16 protein-coding genes and 1 riboswitch are annotated in these 18,411 nt (G+C 44.4%); of the genes, 15 read left to right on the forward strand and 1 reads right to left on the reverse strand.

What is annotated here, in order from left to right; genetic code table 11:
* Positions 1-10: 10 nt before the first annotated feature.
* Complete coding sequence (msrA, locus tag ACZ42C_RS18745; protein WP_461183199.1) at positions 11-532, reverse strand: peptide-methionine (S)-S-oxide reductase MsrA; 522 nt, start codon at positions 530-532, stop codon at positions 11-13.
* 148 nt (positions 533-680) lie between these two features.
* Here msrA and ACZ42C_RS18750 point away from each other — a divergent pair, with 148 nt between their 5' ends.
* The 15 genes from ACZ42C_RS18750 to pcrB all read left to right on the forward strand — a co-directional run bounded on the left by ACZ42C_RS18750 (position 681) and on the right by pcrB (position 18,411).
* Positions 681-1,391 (forward strand): MOSC domain-containing protein, encoded by a 711-nt coding sequence (locus ACZ42C_RS18750; RefSeq protein WP_461183201.1) that lies wholly within the window; start codon positions 681-683, stop codon positions 1,389-1,391.
* Positions 1,392-1,552: 161 nt separating this feature from the next.
* On the forward strand, positions 1,553-2,185 hold the full coding sequence (locus tag ACZ42C_RS18755) for a DUF2179 domain-containing protein (protein ID WP_461183198.1): 633 nt from the start codon (positions 1,553-1,555) through the stop codon (positions 2,183-2,185).
* A gap of 286 nt (positions 2,186-2,471) precedes the next feature.
* Positions 2,472-2,571: riboswitch (purine riboswitch) on the forward strand.
* 266 nt (positions 2,572-2,837) lie between these two features.
* Positions 2,838-3,329, forward strand: a complete 492-nt coding sequence (purE, locus tag ACZ42C_RS18760) for a 5-(carboxyamino)imidazole ribonucleotide mutase (protein ID WP_461183197.1) — start codon at positions 2,838-2,840, stop codon at positions 3,327-3,329.
* On the forward strand, positions 3,316-4,446 hold the full coding sequence (gene purK, locus ACZ42C_RS18765; protein WP_461183196.1) for a 5-(carboxyamino)imidazole ribonucleotide synthase: 1,131 nt from the start codon (positions 3,316-3,318) through the stop codon (positions 4,444-4,446). Before purE ends, purK begins: the two co-directional genes overlap by 14 nt.
* Positions 4,443-5,744: an adenylosuccinate lyase gene (gene purB, locus ACZ42C_RS18770; RefSeq protein WP_461183195.1), complete on the forward strand. Its 1,302-nt coding sequence runs from the start codon at positions 4,443-4,445 to the stop codon at positions 5,742-5,744. The genes purK and purB overlap by 4 nt, the downstream gene beginning before the upstream one ends.
* A gap of 65 nt (positions 5,745-5,809) precedes the next feature.
* A complete protein-coding gene (gene purL, locus ACZ42C_RS18775; RefSeq protein WP_461183194.1) occupies positions 5,810-8,035 on the forward strand; it encodes a phosphoribosylformylglycinamidine synthase subunit PurL in 2,226 nt (741 codons plus the stop codon).
* Complete coding sequence (gene purF / locus ACZ42C_RS18780) at positions 8,011-9,420, forward strand: amidophosphoribosyltransferase (protein WP_461183193.1); 1,410 nt, start codon at positions 8,011-8,013, stop codon at positions 9,418-9,420. The genes purL and purF overlap by 25 nt, the downstream gene beginning before the upstream one ends.
* Before the next feature lie 15 nt (positions 9,421-9,435).
* Positions 9,436-10,452, forward strand: a complete 1,017-nt coding sequence (purM, locus tag ACZ42C_RS18785; protein ID WP_461183192.1) for a phosphoribosylformylglycinamidine cyclo-ligase — start codon at positions 9,436-9,438, stop codon at positions 10,450-10,452.
* Complete coding sequence (purN, locus tag ACZ42C_RS18790) at positions 10,449-11,030, forward strand: phosphoribosylglycinamide formyltransferase (protein ID WP_461183191.1); 582 nt, start codon at positions 10,449-10,451, stop codon at positions 11,028-11,030. Before purM ends, purN begins: the two co-directional genes overlap by 4 nt.
* A 2-nt stretch (positions 11,031-11,032) precedes the next feature.
* On the forward strand, positions 11,033-12,568 hold the full coding sequence (purH, locus tag ACZ42C_RS18795; protein ID WP_461183190.1) for a bifunctional phosphoribosylaminoimidazolecarboxamide formyltransferase/IMP cyclohydrolase: 1,536 nt from the start codon (positions 11,033-11,035) through the stop codon (positions 12,566-12,568).
* Positions 12,569-12,596: 28 nt separating this feature from the next.
* Positions 12,597-13,847 (forward strand): phosphoribosylamine--glycine ligase, encoded by a 1,251-nt coding sequence (purD, locus tag ACZ42C_RS18800; protein ID WP_461183189.1) that lies wholly within the window; start codon positions 12,597-12,599, stop codon positions 13,845-13,847.
* Positions 13,848-14,140: 293 nt separating this feature from the next.
* Positions 14,141-15,889 carry an adenine deaminase C-terminal domain-containing protein gene (locus tag ACZ42C_RS18805; RefSeq protein WP_461183188.1) on the forward strand — a complete coding sequence of 583 codons (1,749 nt, stop codon included), beginning with the start codon at positions 14,141-14,143 and terminating at the stop codon, positions 15,887-15,889.
* Positions 15,890-15,943: 54 nt separating this feature from the next.
* Entirely contained in the window at positions 15,944-16,993 is a 1,050-nt protein-coding gene (locus tag ACZ42C_RS18810; RefSeq protein WP_461183187.1) for a DUF3048 domain-containing protein, read from the forward strand.
* 44 nt (positions 16,994-17,037) lie between these two features.
* A complete protein-coding gene (locus ACZ42C_RS18815) occupies positions 17,038-17,334 on the forward strand; it encodes a YerC/YecD family TrpR-related protein (RefSeq protein WP_461183186.1) in 297 nt (98 codons plus the stop codon).
* Between the two features lie 384 nt (positions 17,335-17,718).
* Entirely contained in the window at positions 17,719-18,411 is a 693-nt protein-coding gene (pcrB, locus tag ACZ42C_RS18820; protein ID WP_461183185.1) for a heptaprenylglyceryl phosphate synthase, read from the forward strand.

Raw genomic sequence — 18,411 nt, forward strand, 5'->3', positions numbered from 1 at the left:
AGTTCAACAATCATTTCCAAACAGATTGGATAAATTCATCGCGGCCGGATTTTTCCCGGTCTTCTTTGTAGTGTTTCTCGTTCTTTTTATAATATTCCTGATGGTAGTCCTCAGCAGGGTAAAAGGTGTCCGTCGGCAGAATTCTGGTAACGATTGGTGCTGAAAATCTGCCGCTGGCTTCCAGTTCATTTTTGGATTTTTCCGCCGCACGCTTCTGCTCATCCGTATGATAGAAGATGGCTGTCCGGTAGGAATCGCCCCGATCATGGAATTGCCCGCCGTCATCAGTAGGATCAATTTGCTGCCAATAGATGCGTAAAATTGTATCATAACTGATTACTGCCGGATCGTACGTGATTTCCACGGCTTCGTAATGGCCTGAATTTCCCTCTTTCACTATTTCATAAGTAGGGTTTTCCACGTGTCCGCCTGTATAGCCGGATATGACTGCATGGACACCGTCCCACTGGTCAAACGGCTTGACCATGCACCAAAAACATCCTCCGGCAAAAGTTGCTTTTTCCAATTGCATATTTTCCCCTCCGAACGATGATAATATATTTATTTTTCACATTCTGCTGCTTATCAGCAACAAACGTCTGTAACTTTAAAAGGTTGGCGAATGCTCGGATTTCTAATAGAATAAAGATACTATATCATAAATGGAGTGCGATGTAATGATGGAAGAACCATATGTTCATAAATTATTTACAGGAAAAGTAAAGCAACTTGGTACGGAAAATGCAGAAAATAAAATGGACAGACCCTGGAAGAGCGGTATTTATAAAACAGAAACAGAAGGAAAGGTGTGGTTGTCCAAAACTGGATTTACCGGAGATGAAGTGGCAGATACAAAAAATCACGGTGGACCGGAAAAGGCAGTTTTTGCCTATCCGATTAAACATTATACAGACTGGCAAAAGGAGCTGGAATTGGACACCATTGATATGGGGGGATTCGGTGAAAACTTTGCCGTATTGGAAATGGATGAATACTCCGTATGCATTGGAGATACATATAAAATAGGTGAGGCGGTTATTCAAGTATCACAGCCACGCCAGCCATGCTGGAAACCGGCCCGCCGTTTCCGCATTATGGATTTGGCTTTACGCATACAAAACAGTGGCCGGACCGGATGGTATTTCCGCGTGTTGAAAGAAGGCCATGTTCAGGCAGCATCTGACCTGGAATTATTGGAAAGGCTGTATCCCGAGTGGACCATTGCCGCTTGCAATGAAGTCATGCATATTCATAAAGAAGATCTACGCCTGGCGGAAGAACTTGCTTCCTGTGAACTGCTGGCACCGAATTGGAAACGGAGATTGCAAAAACGACTTCACGGTACAGAATCTTCTATTGAAAAGCGGGTGTACGGGCCGAATAAAGAATAATCCCCAATAGCCGCATAGAAGTATAGGGTGCCAGCATATAATGCAGGAATCCACCAGGTTCTTCAGGGAGAATTCAAGCATACACGACAAGAACGGTTTTACCTGTGCATATTATTATATTTAAGTGCGCTGGCAAAACATGGGAAAGGCAGGCGGTTTCATTGTTAAGTAACGCATTAGTGATGGTGACAATCATATTTCTTATCAATGTAGTATACGTTTCATTTTTTACGATCCGGATGATTTTAACTTTAAAAGGCCGCCGCTATATTGCAGCTTCTGTAGGCATGGTGGAAGTTGTCATATATGTTATCGGGCTTGGCCTCGTATTGGACAATCTGAATGAAATTCAAAATCTTGCAGCCTATGCACTCGGTTTTGGTACAGGTGTCATTGTGGGAACAAAAATTGAGGATAAACTTGCACTGGGCTATATTACTGTCAATGTGATATCCTCCAATCCGGATATCGACTTTACGAGAACGCTCAGGTCAAAAGGGTATGGCGTGACCAGCTGGTTTGCGTACGGTATGGAAGGTGACAGACTCGCCATGCAAATTTTAACGCCGCGAAAATACGAATTAAAGCTTTATGAAACGATTAAGGAAATTGACCCGAAAGCGTTTATCATTGCTTATGAACCAAAGCAGATCTACGGCGGATTCTGGGTGAAGCAGGTGCGCCGGGGGAGATTGATGAACCCGAAGAAAGGGAAGCAGGTGCAGCCCGATGATCCACCTGATCCCCCTGAAAACAATGAACACCAAACAAATAAGGCAAAGGAAACTGATTAGAACAAATAAGGACTATTCAGTTTCTTTTTTATCAATTATAGTTAGGATATCCCTTCCATGGGTAGAAAGCGGAGCAGATTGCATTATAGTAATCTGTTTTTAATTTGGAGATGGGATGGAAAAAGATGATGAAGCGAAAAAAATTCAGCGTATTCCCATTGAGTTTCTTTTTTACTTCTATTTTGTAAATCAACACCTCGTAAAACCCGAACATTAATATGTTAAATTAAAAAAACGTTCGCTGTTTTATTGACAAACTCACTGCTATTTTGATATGCTGAAGCAAGAAAACTTAATAGAATTACCTCATATATTTCCGGGAATATGGCTCGGAAGTTTCTACCTGGCTCCGTAAAAGCCGGACTATGAGGGAGGATGAATCGTTGGCAGGTAAGATAGCGAAACTTTTACATCTGGATAAATGCAAGGGCCTTTAGGTCCTACCCTTGAGGTGCTAAGGCTTTCGCGGTTACTGGCAATAAGCCAGGTTTTCTAATCTGTACAATGATCTGTTTTTAATGTTATTCATCAAGTCTATTCATCTTCTCTCATACACCGGGGGAGATGAATAGGCTTTTTTAATTCAAAAATAATATAATAAAGGATAATCAAGTAACAAACTAAATGGCAAGTATCTTCTGGAGGGGATATTATGGCAGCAGTCGGAGTTATTATGGGAAGCATCTCAGATTGGGAAACGATGCAGCACACTTGCGATGTACTGGACGATTTGCAAATTCCATATGAAAAGGAAGTAATATCAGCACATCGTACGCCGGATGACATGTTCACCTACGCAAAAGAAGCAAGAGAATGCGGACTGAAAGTGATTATTGCAGGAGCGGGCGGTGCGGCACACCTTCCTGGCATGGTTGCATCCCAGACTACATTGCCTGTCATCGGGGTACCCGTGCAAAGCAAAGCTTTAAACGGCCTGGACTCCCTGTTATCCATCGTGCAAATGCCCGGCGGCGTGCCGACAGCTACCGTGGCGATCGGGAAAGCAGGAGCCACCAATGCAGGAATCTTAGCGGCGCAAATCATCGGATCCCATGATGAATATGTTGCTGCAAAACTGGACACCTACCGGGACAACATGAAGAATAAAGTGGCAGAAATGAGGGAAGACCTTGCAGACAAATAAACAAATATTACCTTCAAAAACAATTGGAATTATTGGCGGTGGCCAGCTCGGCCGAATGATGGCGCTGGCGGCACGGCATATGGGTTATCGTATTGCAGTACTTGATCCAACACCCGATTGCCCGACCGCTCAAGTGGCTGATCATTCCATCACAGCTGCATACGACGATATGGATGCGATCAGGGAATTGAATAACGTAAGTGATGTCATTACGTATGAATTCGAAAATGTGGACCTCCAGGCAGCTGCTTATTTAGAAAAAGAAGGAAAGTTGCCGCAGGGTGCCTATGCACTGGAAATTACTCAAAACAGGGAAAAGGAAAAGCAGCTGATAAAAAATGCAGGCCTTCCGGTACCCGACTTTGCGATTGTTCACAATGGCAAAGAATGTGAGGATGCACTGCGAAACATCGCTTTTCCGGCAGTGATCAAAACCTGCAGCGGAGGATATGATGGCAAAGGGCAAATCAAAATAGCGTCAAAAGATGATATGCAGACAGCGATCGACTTTGCAGAGGAAAAAGGACATTGCATTATTGAAAAGTGGGTTCCTTTTGACAAGGAAATTTCTGTCGTATTTACGAGAGCTCAATCCGGGGAAATCACCTATTTTCCACTGGCTGAAAATGAACATAAAGACCATATTTTATATAAAACTACAGTACCTGCCCAAGTTGCCGGGGCAGTGGAAGAAAAAGCGATACAGGCAGCAGGGAAACTGGCGGAAAAAATGCATATTGTGGGAACCTTTGCCATTGAAATGTTCGTAAAGGGGGAGGACATTTATTTAAATGAGATGGCACCGCGTCCGCACAATTCGGGTCATTATACGATCGAAGCATGCAGTGTTTCCCAGTTCACCCAGCATATAAGGGCCGTTTGCGGACTACCCCTAGCAAAAGTGGAATTGCTGCAGCCCGCTGTTATGGTAAATATATTGGGTGAGGATATCGACGGGACGTTGAAAGTGATGCAGGAGCAGCCCGAACCTTTCGTTCATTTGTACGGAAAAGCGGAAGCTAAAGCAAAACGGAAGATGGGGCATGTCACTTTCCTCGGGGAAACAAGAGAGGGACTAAGTGAAATGGTAGAGCAATTTGAGGAGGCCAAACAATGATTGAACGATATACACGGGAAGAAATGGGGTCCATATGGACGGAGGAAAACAAGTATCGTGCCTGGTTGGAAGTGGAAATTCTAGCCTGTGAAGCATGGAGTGAGCTGGGTTTGATCCCGGTTGAAGACGTAAAGAAACTGCGTGAAAATGCCGCATTCGATATGAACCGCATTTATGAAATTGAACAGGAGACAAGGCATGATGTCGTAGCTTTCACCCGTGCCGTATCGGAATCACTCGGGGAAGAAAAGAAATGGGTGCATTACGGACTCACCTCCACGGATGTCGTAGATACAGCTTTATCTTATTTAATTAAACAGGCCAATGAAATCATCCGCAAAGATATGAATAATTTCATTCAAACCCTAAAGGAAAAAGCATTGGAGCACCGGCATACGGTCATGATGGGCAGAACCCATGGTGTGCATGCAGAACCGACTACTTTCGGATTGAAACTGGCACTCTGGTATGAGGAAATGAAGCGGAACATGGAGCGGTTTGAACTGGCAGCAGAACAAATAGAATTCGGCAAGCTGTCAGGTGCAGTCGGAACATATGCCAATATTGATCCGTATGTGGAGAAGCATGTATGTGAAAAGCTCGGACTGAAGCCAGCTCCGGTTTCCACTCAAACACTGCAGCGGGACCGGCATGCCGCCTATGTTTCGACGCTTGCTTTAATCGCCACATCCATTGAAAAATTTGCCACGGAAATACGCGGCCTGCAAAAGACGGAAACAAGGGAAGTGGAAGAGTTTTTTGCAAAGGGACAAAAAGGATCTTCCGCCATGCCGCATAAGCGTAATCCGATTGGATCGGAAAATATGAGCGGGATGGCAAGAGTGGTTCGGGGCTACATGACAACCGCCTATGAAAATGTGGCTTTATGGCATGAACGGGATATTTCCCATTCGTCCGCTGAACGTGTGATTTTACCGGATGCAACAATTGCCTTGAATTACATGCTGAACCGATTTTCCAATATCGTCAAAAAGCTGACTGTATTTCCGGAAAACATGAAGCGGAATATTGATAAAACATACGGCGTGATTTTTTCCCAACGCGTATTGCTGGCATTGATAGATAAAGGAATGGCAAGAGAAACAGCATATGACATAGTGCAACCGAAAGCAATGGAAGCCTGGGAAACAGAAACATCATTCAAGCAGCTTGTGGAAGATGATGTGAAAATCACAGAAAAATTATCGCAGGCAGAAATTGATGACTGCTTCGATTACACATATCACTTGAAAAATGTGGATGCAATTTTTGAACGAATCGGTTTAACGGAAGGGTAATTTGATACAAAAAGGAAGCAACACGAAAGTTCATAAGCTGTCTACACAAAAATGGAGGGGATCCTATGGCAGAAAAACGTGCTATTCAACCGGAACAAATCGAAAAAGAGAAGCTGTACAGGGAAATGGGACTGAATGATGAAGAATTTGAAATGGTAAAGAAATTGCTGGACCGTCTGCCGAATTTTACCGAAACCGGCATATTCTCGGTCATGTGGTCAGAGCATTGCAGCTATAAAACATCGAAGCCATTATTAAGAAAATTTCCTGTTAAAGCACCACATGTACTGCAGGGGCCCGGGGAAGGGGCAGGCGTCGTTGATATCGGTGATAATCAGGCGGTAGTGTTTAAAATTGAAAGCCATAATCACCCGTCAGCAGTAAATCCATTTGACGGAGCTGCTACCGGTGTAGGCGGCATCGTCCGTGATGTGTTTTCCATGGGGGCCCGTCCGATTGCTTTATTGAACTCCCTCCGCTTTGGGAATTTACATTCAGATCGTGTTAAATACTTATTTTCCGAAGTTGTAAAAGGCATGGCTTTCTATGGAAAGGGTGTTGAAGTACCAACAGTCGGTGGGGAAGTACAGTTTGATGAGAGCTATGAAGATAATCCACTGGTCAATGCGATGTGTATTGGTTTAATTGATCACGATGACATTCAAAAAGGAATTGCTTCAGGAGTGGGAAATACAGTCCTTTATGCCGGCGCTGCTACTGGCAGGGAAGGAATTCACGGTGCAACATTTTCTTCGGAGGACTTGGGGGAAGAGGTTTCCGGGGATGATCCAACTGTTTCAGGTAACCCCGAGGTGGAAAAAGCACTCATTAAAGCTTGCCTGGAAGTAATCAATTCCGATGCACTCGTTGGCATGCAGGATATGGGAGCGGCTGGCCTCACTTCATCAGCAAGTGAGATGGCAAGTAAAGCAGGTACAGGGGTGGAAATGAATCTCGATCTTGTACCGCAGAAAGAAAAGAATATGAATGCCTATGAGTTAATGCTTTCAGAATCCCAGGAACGGATGCTTCTCGTCGTGAAAAAAGGCCGTGAACAGGAAATTATCGACGTATTTGAAAAGTATGATCTTAAGGCAGTGGCTGTTGGAGAAGTCATTGAAGAAAAAATGTTCCGCATTAAGCAGCACGGTGAAGTGATGGCGGATATCCCCGTGGATGCATTGACAGAAGATGCGCCCGTATACGAGATGCCGTCAAAGGAAGCAGGTCATTTTAAAGCATTTAAGCAGATGAAAAATACCGTACCTGAAGTGAAAGATTATGCAGCTATACTAAAAAAATTACTCCAGCAGCCGACCATAGCAAGCAAAGAATGGGCGTATAGCCAATTTGACACAGGGGTGGAGGAAAACACAGTCGTACCTCCTGGATCAAATGCAGCTGTGGTTCGCATTGGCGACAAGGATAAATCCATTGCCATCACAACAGATTGTAATTCCCGCTATATTCATTTGGATCCGGAAACCGGCGGAAAAATTGCTGTTGCAGAAGCAGCAAGGAACCTGGTCAGCTCTGGTGCAAAGCCACTCGCATTGACAGACGGCTTAAACTTTGGCAATCCAACGAACCCGGAAACTTTCTGGCAAATGGAGAAAAGTGTTGAGGGCATGAGTGATGCAAGCAAAGCACTAGGTACACCGGTAGTCAGCGGAAACGTTTCCTTATACAACCAGTCAAACGGGAAGTCGATTTTCCCGACCCCGATTGTCGGCATGGTTGGCTTGCATGAATCACTTGAGCATATTACCCCAAGCGTTTTCCAAAACGAAGGAGATGCGATTTATCTGATCGGGGAAACAAAAGCGGAATTTGGCGGCAGTGAACTGCAAAATGTTATCCATGGTAAATACGAAGGGAAAGCCCCGGAAATTGACCTGGATGTGGAAGCCATTCGCCAAAAACAGCTGCTGCAGGCCATTCGGGAAGGTATTGTAGAATCAGCACACGACCTTGCTGAAGGAGGACTGGCGGTAGCACTGGCTGAATGTACTTTTTCAGGAAATGGACTCGGGGCACAGGCGGCACTTTCCGGGGAAGTGACTGCAGCATTATTCAGTGAGTCCCAGTCAAGATTCCTTGTTTCGATTAAAGAAGAGAATAAAGAAGCATTTGAAGCGAGAGTGGAACATGCAAAGGAAATTGGTACGGTTACGGCAGGTTCATCCATTGTAATCAAAGTTAACGAAGATACCGTGTTCAAGGAAGATGCGAAAGAACTGGAGAAGTTATGGAGGGGAGCGATCCCATGCATGGTGAACTCAAAGGCATAAATGAAGAATGTGGAGTATTCGGCATTTGGAATCACAGGAAAGCAGCCGAGCTGACCTATTACGGCCTTCATTCCATGCAGCACAGGGGACAGGAAGGGGCCGGCATCGTTGTCAATGACGGGGAGAATCTCCGGTCCCATAAAGGACTGGGACTAATTAATGACGTCTTTGGGGAAGTTGAATTTGACAAGCTTCCCGGGATGAATGCGATAGGACATGTCCGTTATACAACAGAAGGCGGCAGAACGATTGAAAATGTGCAGCCGTTGTTATTCCGTACCCAAACAGGCGGAAGCATGGCACTTGCCCAAAATGGCAACATCCTGAATTCACGCCGGTTGCGTGCTGCATTGGAGAGCAAAGGGAGCATTTTGCAGACCTCCTCGGACACGGAATTACTGGCACACCTGATTCGGAGAGGCGGACAGACACCGAACAAGAAATCCATTTCCGACGCGTTGAATCAAATCATCGGTGCATATACTTTTGTCATATTAAAGGAAGATAAAATGTATGCAGCGGTGGACCCTGCAGGCATACGCCCCCTTTCTGTCGGAAAACTGGGAGATGCCTATGTAATTGCTTCTGAAACCTGTGCTTTTGATCAAATCGGTGCCGTGTTTGAACGTGAAGTGTTACCTGGTGAACTCGTAATCATCAGTGATGAAGGAATGGAGATTACAAGATTCGCACCGAGAGGCCGCAGGAGAATGTGCGGGATGGAATATGTGTATTTATCCAGACCGGACAGTGATGTCAATCGTGTAAATGTGCATGCTTCCAGAAAAAGTGCCGGAAGGGAACTGGCAAGGGAAGCACCTGTTGATGCCGATATGGTGATCGGGGTCCCTGACTCCAGTATTTCCGCAGCTATCGGGTATGCGGAGGAAAGCGGTTTGCCCTACGAAATGGGAATATTAAAAAACCGTTATATCGGGAGAACTTTTATACAGCCTTCCCAGGAATTACGGGAACAGGGTGTGAAAATGAAATTGGCGCCGGTCCGGAGTATTGTGGATGGTAAAAGGATTATTATGATTGATGATTCCATCGTTCGCGGTACGACAAGTAAGCGGATTGTAAAAATGCTGAAAAAGGCCGGAGCTAAAGAAGTGCATGTCCGCATTGCCTCACCGCCAATTACTCATCCCTGCTATTACGGCATTGATATGTCAACAAGGAAAGAGTTGATTGCTGCCAATTATTCTGTGAATGAAATAGCTGGTGTGATTGATGCAGACAGTGTCGCTTATTTATCCGAAGCAGGGCTGGAAAAAGCGATTGTAAAAGATAAGACGATTAATCAGGGATTATGTATGGCGTGTATGACAGGAAATTACCCTGTAACAACAGAAAAAACAGAGGATAATTTTATAAAAAGTTAATGCAGGAGGATAAACATGTCGGATATGTATAAAAATGCCGGAGTAGATGTGGAGAAAGGCTATGAAGCTGTAGAGCGGATGAAAAAGCATATCGCAAGAACCTCACGGAAAGAAGTGCTTGGTGGTCTTGGGGCTTTTGCCGGTCTGTTTGATCTATCGGCCTTTTCCTACAAAGAGCCGGTACTCGTTTCAGGGACGGACGGAGTAGGAACGAAATTGAAGCTCGCTTTTCAGCTGCAAAAACACGATACAGTCGGGGTTGATCTCGTAGCCATGTGTGTGAATGATATTGTGGCCCAAGGTGCAGAGCCTTTGTTTTTCCTTGATTATATTGCCTGTGGAAAAAACAACCCTGCCATGATAGAAAAAATTGTTGCCGGAATTGCCGATGGGTGTGAGCATGCCGGGGCTGCTTTGATTGGCGGAGAAACAGCGGAAATGCCTGGCATGTACGAAGCGGAAGAATATGATTTAGCCGGATTTACCGTAGGAATCGCGGAAAAATCAAAACTTGTCACCGGGGAACATATCCAGGCAGGGGATGCAGTGATCGGCCTGGCATCCAGCGGCATTCATTCCAATGGCTACTCCCTTGTCCGCAAAATCGTTTCCGGAATGGATTTATCTGAAAAGCATGGACTGGACAAACCCCTTGGCGAAGCGCTGATTGAGCCGACCAGAATTTACGCAAAACCGGTTAAAGCTGTATTGGAACAATACGATGTGAAAGGAATTTCCCATATAACCGGGGGAGGCTTTTATGAAAATCTTCCGCGTATGCTGCCTTCAGGTTTAGGTGTCACCCTTAATCCTTCGCAATGGAAAGTGCCGGAAATTTTTGCCTTTTTACAGGAAAAGGGGAATTTGGAAGAAAGAGAAATGTACGGCGTATTTAATATGGGCATTGGCATGGCGCTTGCCGTTCGGGAAAAGGATGCTGAAGGCGTGCTGCAACTGCTTTTCGAAAATGGCGAAGCTGCCAGTGTCATCGGCAAAGTAACAGAAAATGAGGGAGTGGATTTTTCCTCATGAGTAAGCCAAAAGCAGCTGTTTTTGCTTCCGGAACAGGCAGTAATTTTCAGGCGATGATGGAACATAGTGATCTGGCCTGTGATGTTGTGCTGCTCGTCTCAGATCAGCCCGAAGCAAAAGTAATTGAAAAAGCAGAGAATTACCGTATGCCAACAGTTATTTTTCATGCAAAGGATTATTATGATAAGCGAAGCTATGAAGAAATGCTCGCTGAAAAACTTGAGGAAGCGGGTGTGGAGTGGATTTTTCTTGCCGGTTACATGCGCATTGTCGGTGAAACCTTACTAAAGAAGTTTGATAAGCGGATTGTAAATATTCATCCCTCCCTGCTTCCCGATTTTCCGGGAAAAGATGCCATTGGCCAGGCCTATCGTGCCGGAGTAACCAAAACGGGGGTAACCGTGCATTATATCGATAAAGGAATTGATACAGGGCCGGTGATTGCGCAAGTTGAAGTGCCGGTACTAACTAACGATACGGAAGAAACGTTAAAAAAACGGATCCAGCAGGCAGAACACAAACTCTATCCAGAAGTGATCAATCAGCTGCTGGGAGAACAAAAGAAAAGTGAGGGATAAAGGTGAAAAAAAGGGCACTTATCAGTGTTTCCAATAAAGAAAATATAACCGAATTTGCCAAGGGACTCATGGCGTTGGATTATGAGATTCTTTCCACCGGCGGTACATTGCGTGTTTTACAGGAGGCGGACATTCCCGCAACGGCGGTAGATGAGGTAACGGGGTTTCCGGAAATTCTGGACGGCCGGGTGAAAACATTGCATCCAGCGATACATGGCGGACTGCTTGCGAAGCGTTCCGACAGCACACACCAACACCAGTTGCAGGAAAATAATATTACGCCGATTGATATGGTTGTCGTCAACCTTTATCCATTTAAACAAACATTGGAAAAAGAAGGCGCCACAGACGAAGATATTATTGAAAACATTGATATCGGCGGACCGGCTATGCTGCGGGCATCTGCGAAAAATTATGCCGATGTGACCGTGGTCGTTGATCCTGCTGATTATCAGGAAGTATTGGAGAATTTGCAGGCGGATAGCTTAACAGCGGAAATACGGAAAAGGCTGGCAGCTAAAGTTTTTCGCCATACAGCCAATTACGATGCGATGATTGCCGGTTATTTTACTGGTGAAACAGAAGAAGGAGGTTTTCCGGAAACCTATACAGTTACATATGAAAAAGTGCAAACATTGCGCTATGGTGAAAACCCGCATCAAAAAGCAGCATTTTACAAAAATCCGCTTCAAACGGAGGGAAGCATTGCCAATGCAAAGCAGCTCCACGGTAAAGAGCTTTCTTACAACAATATTCAGGATGCAAATGCTGCGCTTGATATCGTGTCGGAATATGAGGAGCCGGCAGCTGTTGCGGTTAAACATATGAATCCTTGTGGAATCGGAGTTGCAGAAAATGTGGAAGCAGCTTTTAGGCGGGCATATGATGCAGACCCGGTTTCCATTTTCGGTGGAATTGTTGCAGTAAACCGGGAAATTAATGCAGCTGTCGCCGAGCAGTTAAGTGAAATCTTTTTGGAAATTATTATTGCACCCGGATTTACGGATGATGCAATGGAAAAATTAACGAAAAAGAAAAATATCAGGCTGTTGAAACTGGATGTAAATGAAACGGCAGCTGTTCATAACAAACTGACTACCGTTCAGGGCGGCGTATTAGTGCAGCAAAGTGATGATGGAAAAGTCGATCAAAATGATGTGCGTATTCCTACCAAACGAAAGCCGGAAGCACAGGAAATGAAAAATCTGTTGTTTGCCTGGAAAGCAGTGAAGCACGTGAAATCCAATGCCATTGTTCTCGCCAAAGACAACCAGACAATTGGAATCGGAGCCGGACAAATGAATCGGATCGGAGCAGCGGATATAGCCATTGAGCAAGCCGGAGAAAAGGCAAAAGGTGCCGTGCTTGCTTCAGATGCATTTTTCCCGATGCCGGACACGGTGGAAGCAGCGGCAAAAGCAGGAATTACAGCAATCATTCAGCCGGGCGGTTCAAAGCGTGATCAGGATTCGATTGATGTTTGTGATGAGCATGGCATCGCGATGGTGTATACCGGCATGCGGCATTTTAAGCATTAGAAAATCGAGGCATAGAGGAGTGAGCCCCATGAAAATATTAGTGGCAGGCAGTGGCGGACGGGAACATAGTATGGTCATGAAGCTGGCTGAAAGTGCCAATGTAACGGAAATCTATGCCGCACCAGGAAATGGCGGAATGGCCAAAGATGCTGTTTGTGTGACGATAGATGAAATGGATATAGATGGTTTAGTAGCGTTTGCCAAAGAGAAGGAAATTGATTTGACGATCATCGGCCCGGAGGCCCCGTTAAATGAAGGCGTGGCCAACCGTTTTCATGAGGAAGGGCTGAGGATTTTTGCACCAACTAAGGAAGCGGCCCTGCTGGAAGGAAGCAAAAGCTTTGCCAAGGAATTTATGAAAAAGTATGATATCCCGACTGCCGGCTATGAAGCATTTACTTCCATCGATGAGGCAAAAGACTATATTGAAGAAATGGGCGCACCGATTGTTGTGAAGGCGGACGGACTGGCAGCCGGAAAAGGCGTCGTTGTCGCTGAAACAAAGGAACAGGCGCATCAGGCAGTGGAAGACATGCTTGTCTCCAAGGCTTTCGCGGAAGCAGGTGCCAAAGTTGTCATCGAAGAATTTTTGGATGGGAAGGAATTTTCCCTGATGGCCTTTGTCCATGAAAATAATGTCTACCCGATGGTAACCGCCAGAGACCATAAACGGGCATATGATGATGATGAAGGTCCGAATACAGGCGGTATGGGGGCATATGCACCGGTAGAAGATATTACGGAAGCACATTTGAATTTTGCTATAGACCATATCCTTCAAAAGACAGTTGAGGGGATGATACTGGAAGGCCGCCCTTTTACAGGCATACTCTACGCCGGCTTAATCATGACGGAAGATGGCCCTAAGGTAATAGAGTTCAACACTCGCTTTGGCGACCCGGAAACCCAGGTGGTTCTGCCTTTAATGAAAAATAACTTGGAACAGGTCATGTTGGATGTGCTGGACGGAAAAAATCCCGAGCTTGAGTGGGAAGATCAGGCTGCTGTAGGCGTAGTGGTTGCTTCCAAGGGCTATCCGGGAAAATATAAAAAAGGTATTGCCATTCCGGATTTGGCTCCAGCAGACTCTGCCTATGTCGTGCATGCAGGAACAAAGCAATCCGAAGAAGGACCTGTCTCGACAGGCGGACGTGTACTGCTTGTTGGGGCGAAAGCATCAGATCGAAATAAAGCAGCCGGAATGGTTTATGAAACGCTGAAACCCTATCAAAATAGGAATGAATTTTTTTTTAGAAAAGATATAGGTGTGAAGGAATAACTAAAAAAACCCTTAATGACGAATGTTGTTAAGGTTTTTTTAAATACCCAGGTAAACCTATCTGCTCGCACGTCAGATAGGTGTGAAGCACATGCCGGCAGCGCACAAAAACTCTTCCGGAAAAATACAAATTTCTTCTTCAAAATTAAACTTTAAAGGTACATTCCATCATTCCTTTATATTACAATAGGTAATATGTCACAAAAAATTCACTTTCGTTAACCAAAACTTTACAGTACTAAAGCGAATAGTATGTTAAACTAGATTAAAATATTTATTTGGAGAGTTGCAGTATGTTAGACAAAGGCTATTATTGGAGAAATCGCGAGCTTAGACAACATGTACGTGTCATCGATGGAAAAGAAGCACCAACCATGGTGCTGCAAAATGGAATTTATTTAAATGTGTTTATGAAACAATGGATTCAAGCAAATATATGGATTTTGCACGACCGCATCATTTACGTGGGAGATAAATTGCCGAAGCAGATGGATGGAGTGGAAGTCATTGATTGTGAAGGAAAGTACCTGGTTCCCGGGTATATTGAGCCGCACGCCCACCCGTCACAACTTTATAATCCTGAGGTACTGGCTGATCATGCTGCAAAAACAGGTACCACAGGACTGATTAATGATAACCTTTTATGGCTTTTTTTATTGGACAGAAAGAAAGCGTTTTCCCTACTAGAGGAGTTCAGCAGTCACCCTGTATCGATGTACTGGTGGGCAAGGTATGACGCTCAGACAGTGTTGCAGGATGGGCAGGAGGAAGAATTGTTTAATACAAATGAATTAATAAACTGGATATCCCATCCTGCCGTAGTTCAGGGAGGAGAACTGACCTCATGGCCAAGTCTTCTTTCCGGAGACGACCGTCTGTTATACTGGATACAGGAAACAAAGCAGCGGGGAAAACCGGTGGAAGGACATTTTCCGGGTGCTTCAGAAAAAACATTGACGAAAATGAAACTTTTTGGAGTAAGTGGGGATCACGAGGCAATGACAGGCAAAGAAGTAATCAGCAGGCTGCAAATGGGCTACCATACTACTTTAAGATATTCTTCCATCCGCCCGGACTTACCTGAACTAGTAGAAGAAATCATTGCTGAAGGCTTAACTACTTTTGATAATCTGTCCATGACAACCGATGGGTCCACCTCTACGTTCTATGAAAATGGTTTGATAAATATTTGTATCGATATAGCAATTAAAAGTGGGATTCCTGTGGAAGATGCCTACCGAATGGGAAGCTATAATGCCGCAAAGCATTTTCATTTGGACGAACAGCTCGGCAGTATTGCACCCGGTAAAATTGCACATATAAATATTTTAAGGGAAAAAGAAGATCCGACACCGGAAAGTGTACTGGCCAAGGGAGAGTGGGTTGTCAAAAGGGGAAAAGTAATAAACAGAAAACCTCTCATTGACTGGAAAGCCTATGATATAGAGCCATTGGAACTGAATTTCGATTTAACGGAAAATGAACTGCAGTTCTCTGTGCCTCTTGGTCTGGAAATGATGAATCAGGTAATTATGAAACCGTATGCTGTGGACGTGGACATTACACCGGACAGCATTTCAAAACAGAATAATGAGGCGTTTCTTGTCCTCATGGATAAAGCCGGTACCTGGAGGGTGAATACGACCATTCGAGGTTTCACGAAAGAACTGGGTGCGTTGGCCAGCTCCTATTCGACGACGGGAGATTTGGTTTTCATCGGTAAAAGCAAGCCGGATATCATAAAAGCAGCTGACAGGTTGAAAGAAATCGGCGGTGGAATTGTATTGGTCAATGAAGGAGAAGTTCTGCTGGAGATTCCGTTGACCTTATCCGGGTTCATGTATCAAGGGAAAATGGAGGAATTAATAGAAAGAGAAAAAGAGTTGAAAACATATTTGCAGGATTTTGGTTACCCATTTGATGATCCTGTTTACTCTATTTTCTTTTTGTCATCTACACACTTGCCTTATGTAAGAATAACCCAACAGGGGATTGTAGACGTCATGAAAAATGAAGTGCTATTCCCAGCCACCATGAATTAGCGTATAATGAATATAGTATATTAAATAGAAACTGACTAAAAAGGTGTTGGGGAAATGAGAAAGATTGTTTTTTTACTGATTGCTGCAGTCATATTGATTTTTGCCGGCTGCTCCGGTGAAAGTGGCGAAGCACAGGACAATGAAGGAAAAGACAGCAGTTTACAGGACAAAACAGAAAAAGAAGAACAATTTGACGAAGTGTATCCATTAACGGGACTGGGAACAAATGATGGTGCTGACCAAAGGACCATTGGTGTTATGGTGAATAATCATAAAGAGGCACGGCCGCAAACAGGCCTGTCCAAGGCGGATATCGTCTTTGAAATTTTGGCAGAAGCAAGGATCACCCGTCTGCTGGCCCTTTACCAAAGCGAGATACCGGAAGTAGTAGGTCCTGTTCGGAGTGCCCGGGAGTATTATTTTACATTGGCAAATAATTATGATGCTCTGTACGTTTATCATGGTGCAGCAGACTTTGTGAATGAGATGATTAGAAACAGGGGCATAGATCATTTGGATGGTGCTGTCTATGATAATGATGGTACGTTATTTAAACGGGAAAGTTTTCGGGAGGCACCGCATAATTCCTATGCCCTTCTCGATACAGCTTATGATAGAGCAGAGGGAAAAGGCTATGAAACAGTGATCAACCAGGAAGCCCTTCCTTTTTTAGCAGAGGATCAAACTGCAGATATATCCGGTGAAGCTGCAAAGCATGTGGAAGTCGTGTATTCTGATAACCCAATGAATATCGTTGAATATGAGTATGATCCCAATTCTGAAAAATATATCCGGTACAGTGACCGGGAAAAAACAGTGGAAATGGATACAGGAGAAGAAATTAAACTGGACAATGTATTTGTCATTGAAACCTACCATGAAACGATTGATGCACAAGGGCGCCGTTCTATTGATCTGGATTCCGGTGGAGATGCCTATTTATTGCAAAAAGGACAGGTTTTACAATTGCAATGGGAAAATAGAGAGGGCAGAATTGTTCCGGTTCAAGGCGGGGAAGTACTTGGATTAGTTCCGGGAAAAACCTGGGTGAATGTGGTTCCAACCAGCCCGGGCCTTGAACATTCGGTAACAGTGACAGAGTAGGACCTGGCAAAAACTTTTTTATAAAGGAAGCAGGAGGGTTTGGCTTGCAAATTGATAAATTACGCGGAAAACAATTGGATCAATTATTTGATGCGATTCTTTCACTAAAGGATCGTGAAGAATGCTATCGATTTTTTGACGATATCGCCACTATGTCTGAAATCCAGTCCATTTCCCAGCGCCTGCAAGTGGCGAAAATGCTGACGGAAGGCCAGACATACAGTGCGATTGAACAGGAAACAAACGCATCGACAGCGACTATTTCCAGAGTGAGAAGATGCATTAACTACGGAAGTGATGGCTATCAAATGGTGCTTGACCGTATTTTGGATGAAAAATAAATGGAAAGGCAAAGGACCGCTGCCCCCCTGTGCTGCGGTCTTTTTCCCCGCTTTAAAGCTTCATCGCAGTAAATCTTCTGCCTTTCATTTTAAGACTAGACTTTATATGGGCTGATGAGTGACCGAATGAAGAGAAATCGTCCTCGTTCGTTGCTACATGCAGCCGATGAGTGACCGAATGAAGAGAAATCCACCTCGTTCATTGACTCATGCAGCGGATCGGAATTGCCGAATGCGTGAATGCAGCGTGTATGTCGAATGCTGATTAAACAGAATGAAACTTTTCAAGAAACAACCCTCAAAAAATCTTACCCATATCTCTAAATTCCGGCCCTGATTTTTGGTATAATATACGAACGTACTATAAGTAGGAGGATAAGCATTTTGGTTAATACTTTAAATAAATGGTCACACTTGTTTAAACTCGATCCGGCAAAGGAAATCTCGGATGAGGATTTGGAGTTGATTTGTGAATCAGGAACAGATGCTGTTATTGTTGGAGGCACGGATAATGTCACATTGGACGGGGTGCTGGACTTATTATCCCGGATCCGCCGTTATACGGTGCCTTGCATCTTGGAAATATCCAACATGGAGGCGATCACGCCCGGATTTGATTATTATTACATACCGATGGTGCTGAACTCCAAAGAAAAAAAGTGGATGATGGATATTCAGCACCAGGCCATCAAACAATACGTGGATATGATGGAATACAGTGAAATTCTGTTTGAAGGTTATTGTATTTTAAATGAGGAGGCAAAAGCCTTTCAGCATACAAACAGCTTTCTGCCGGACGAAGGAGATGTTCTGGCCTACGCTTATATGGCGGAAAACGTATTTCATCTGCCGGTTTTTTATATGGAATACAGCGGGAAGTACGGCGATCCTCGGCTGGTGGAAAAGGTGAAACACCAATTAAATGATACAAAACTGATTTATGGCGGCGGTATTGAAAACGTTTTTCAGGCGCGGGAAATGAAAGAACATGCTGACATCATCGTAGTTGGAAATATTATATATACGGATATTAAAAAAGCACTCAAGACGGTAAAGGCCGTCAAGGATAACGGATAA

The organism is Virgibacillus kimchii (assembly GCF_055379185.1).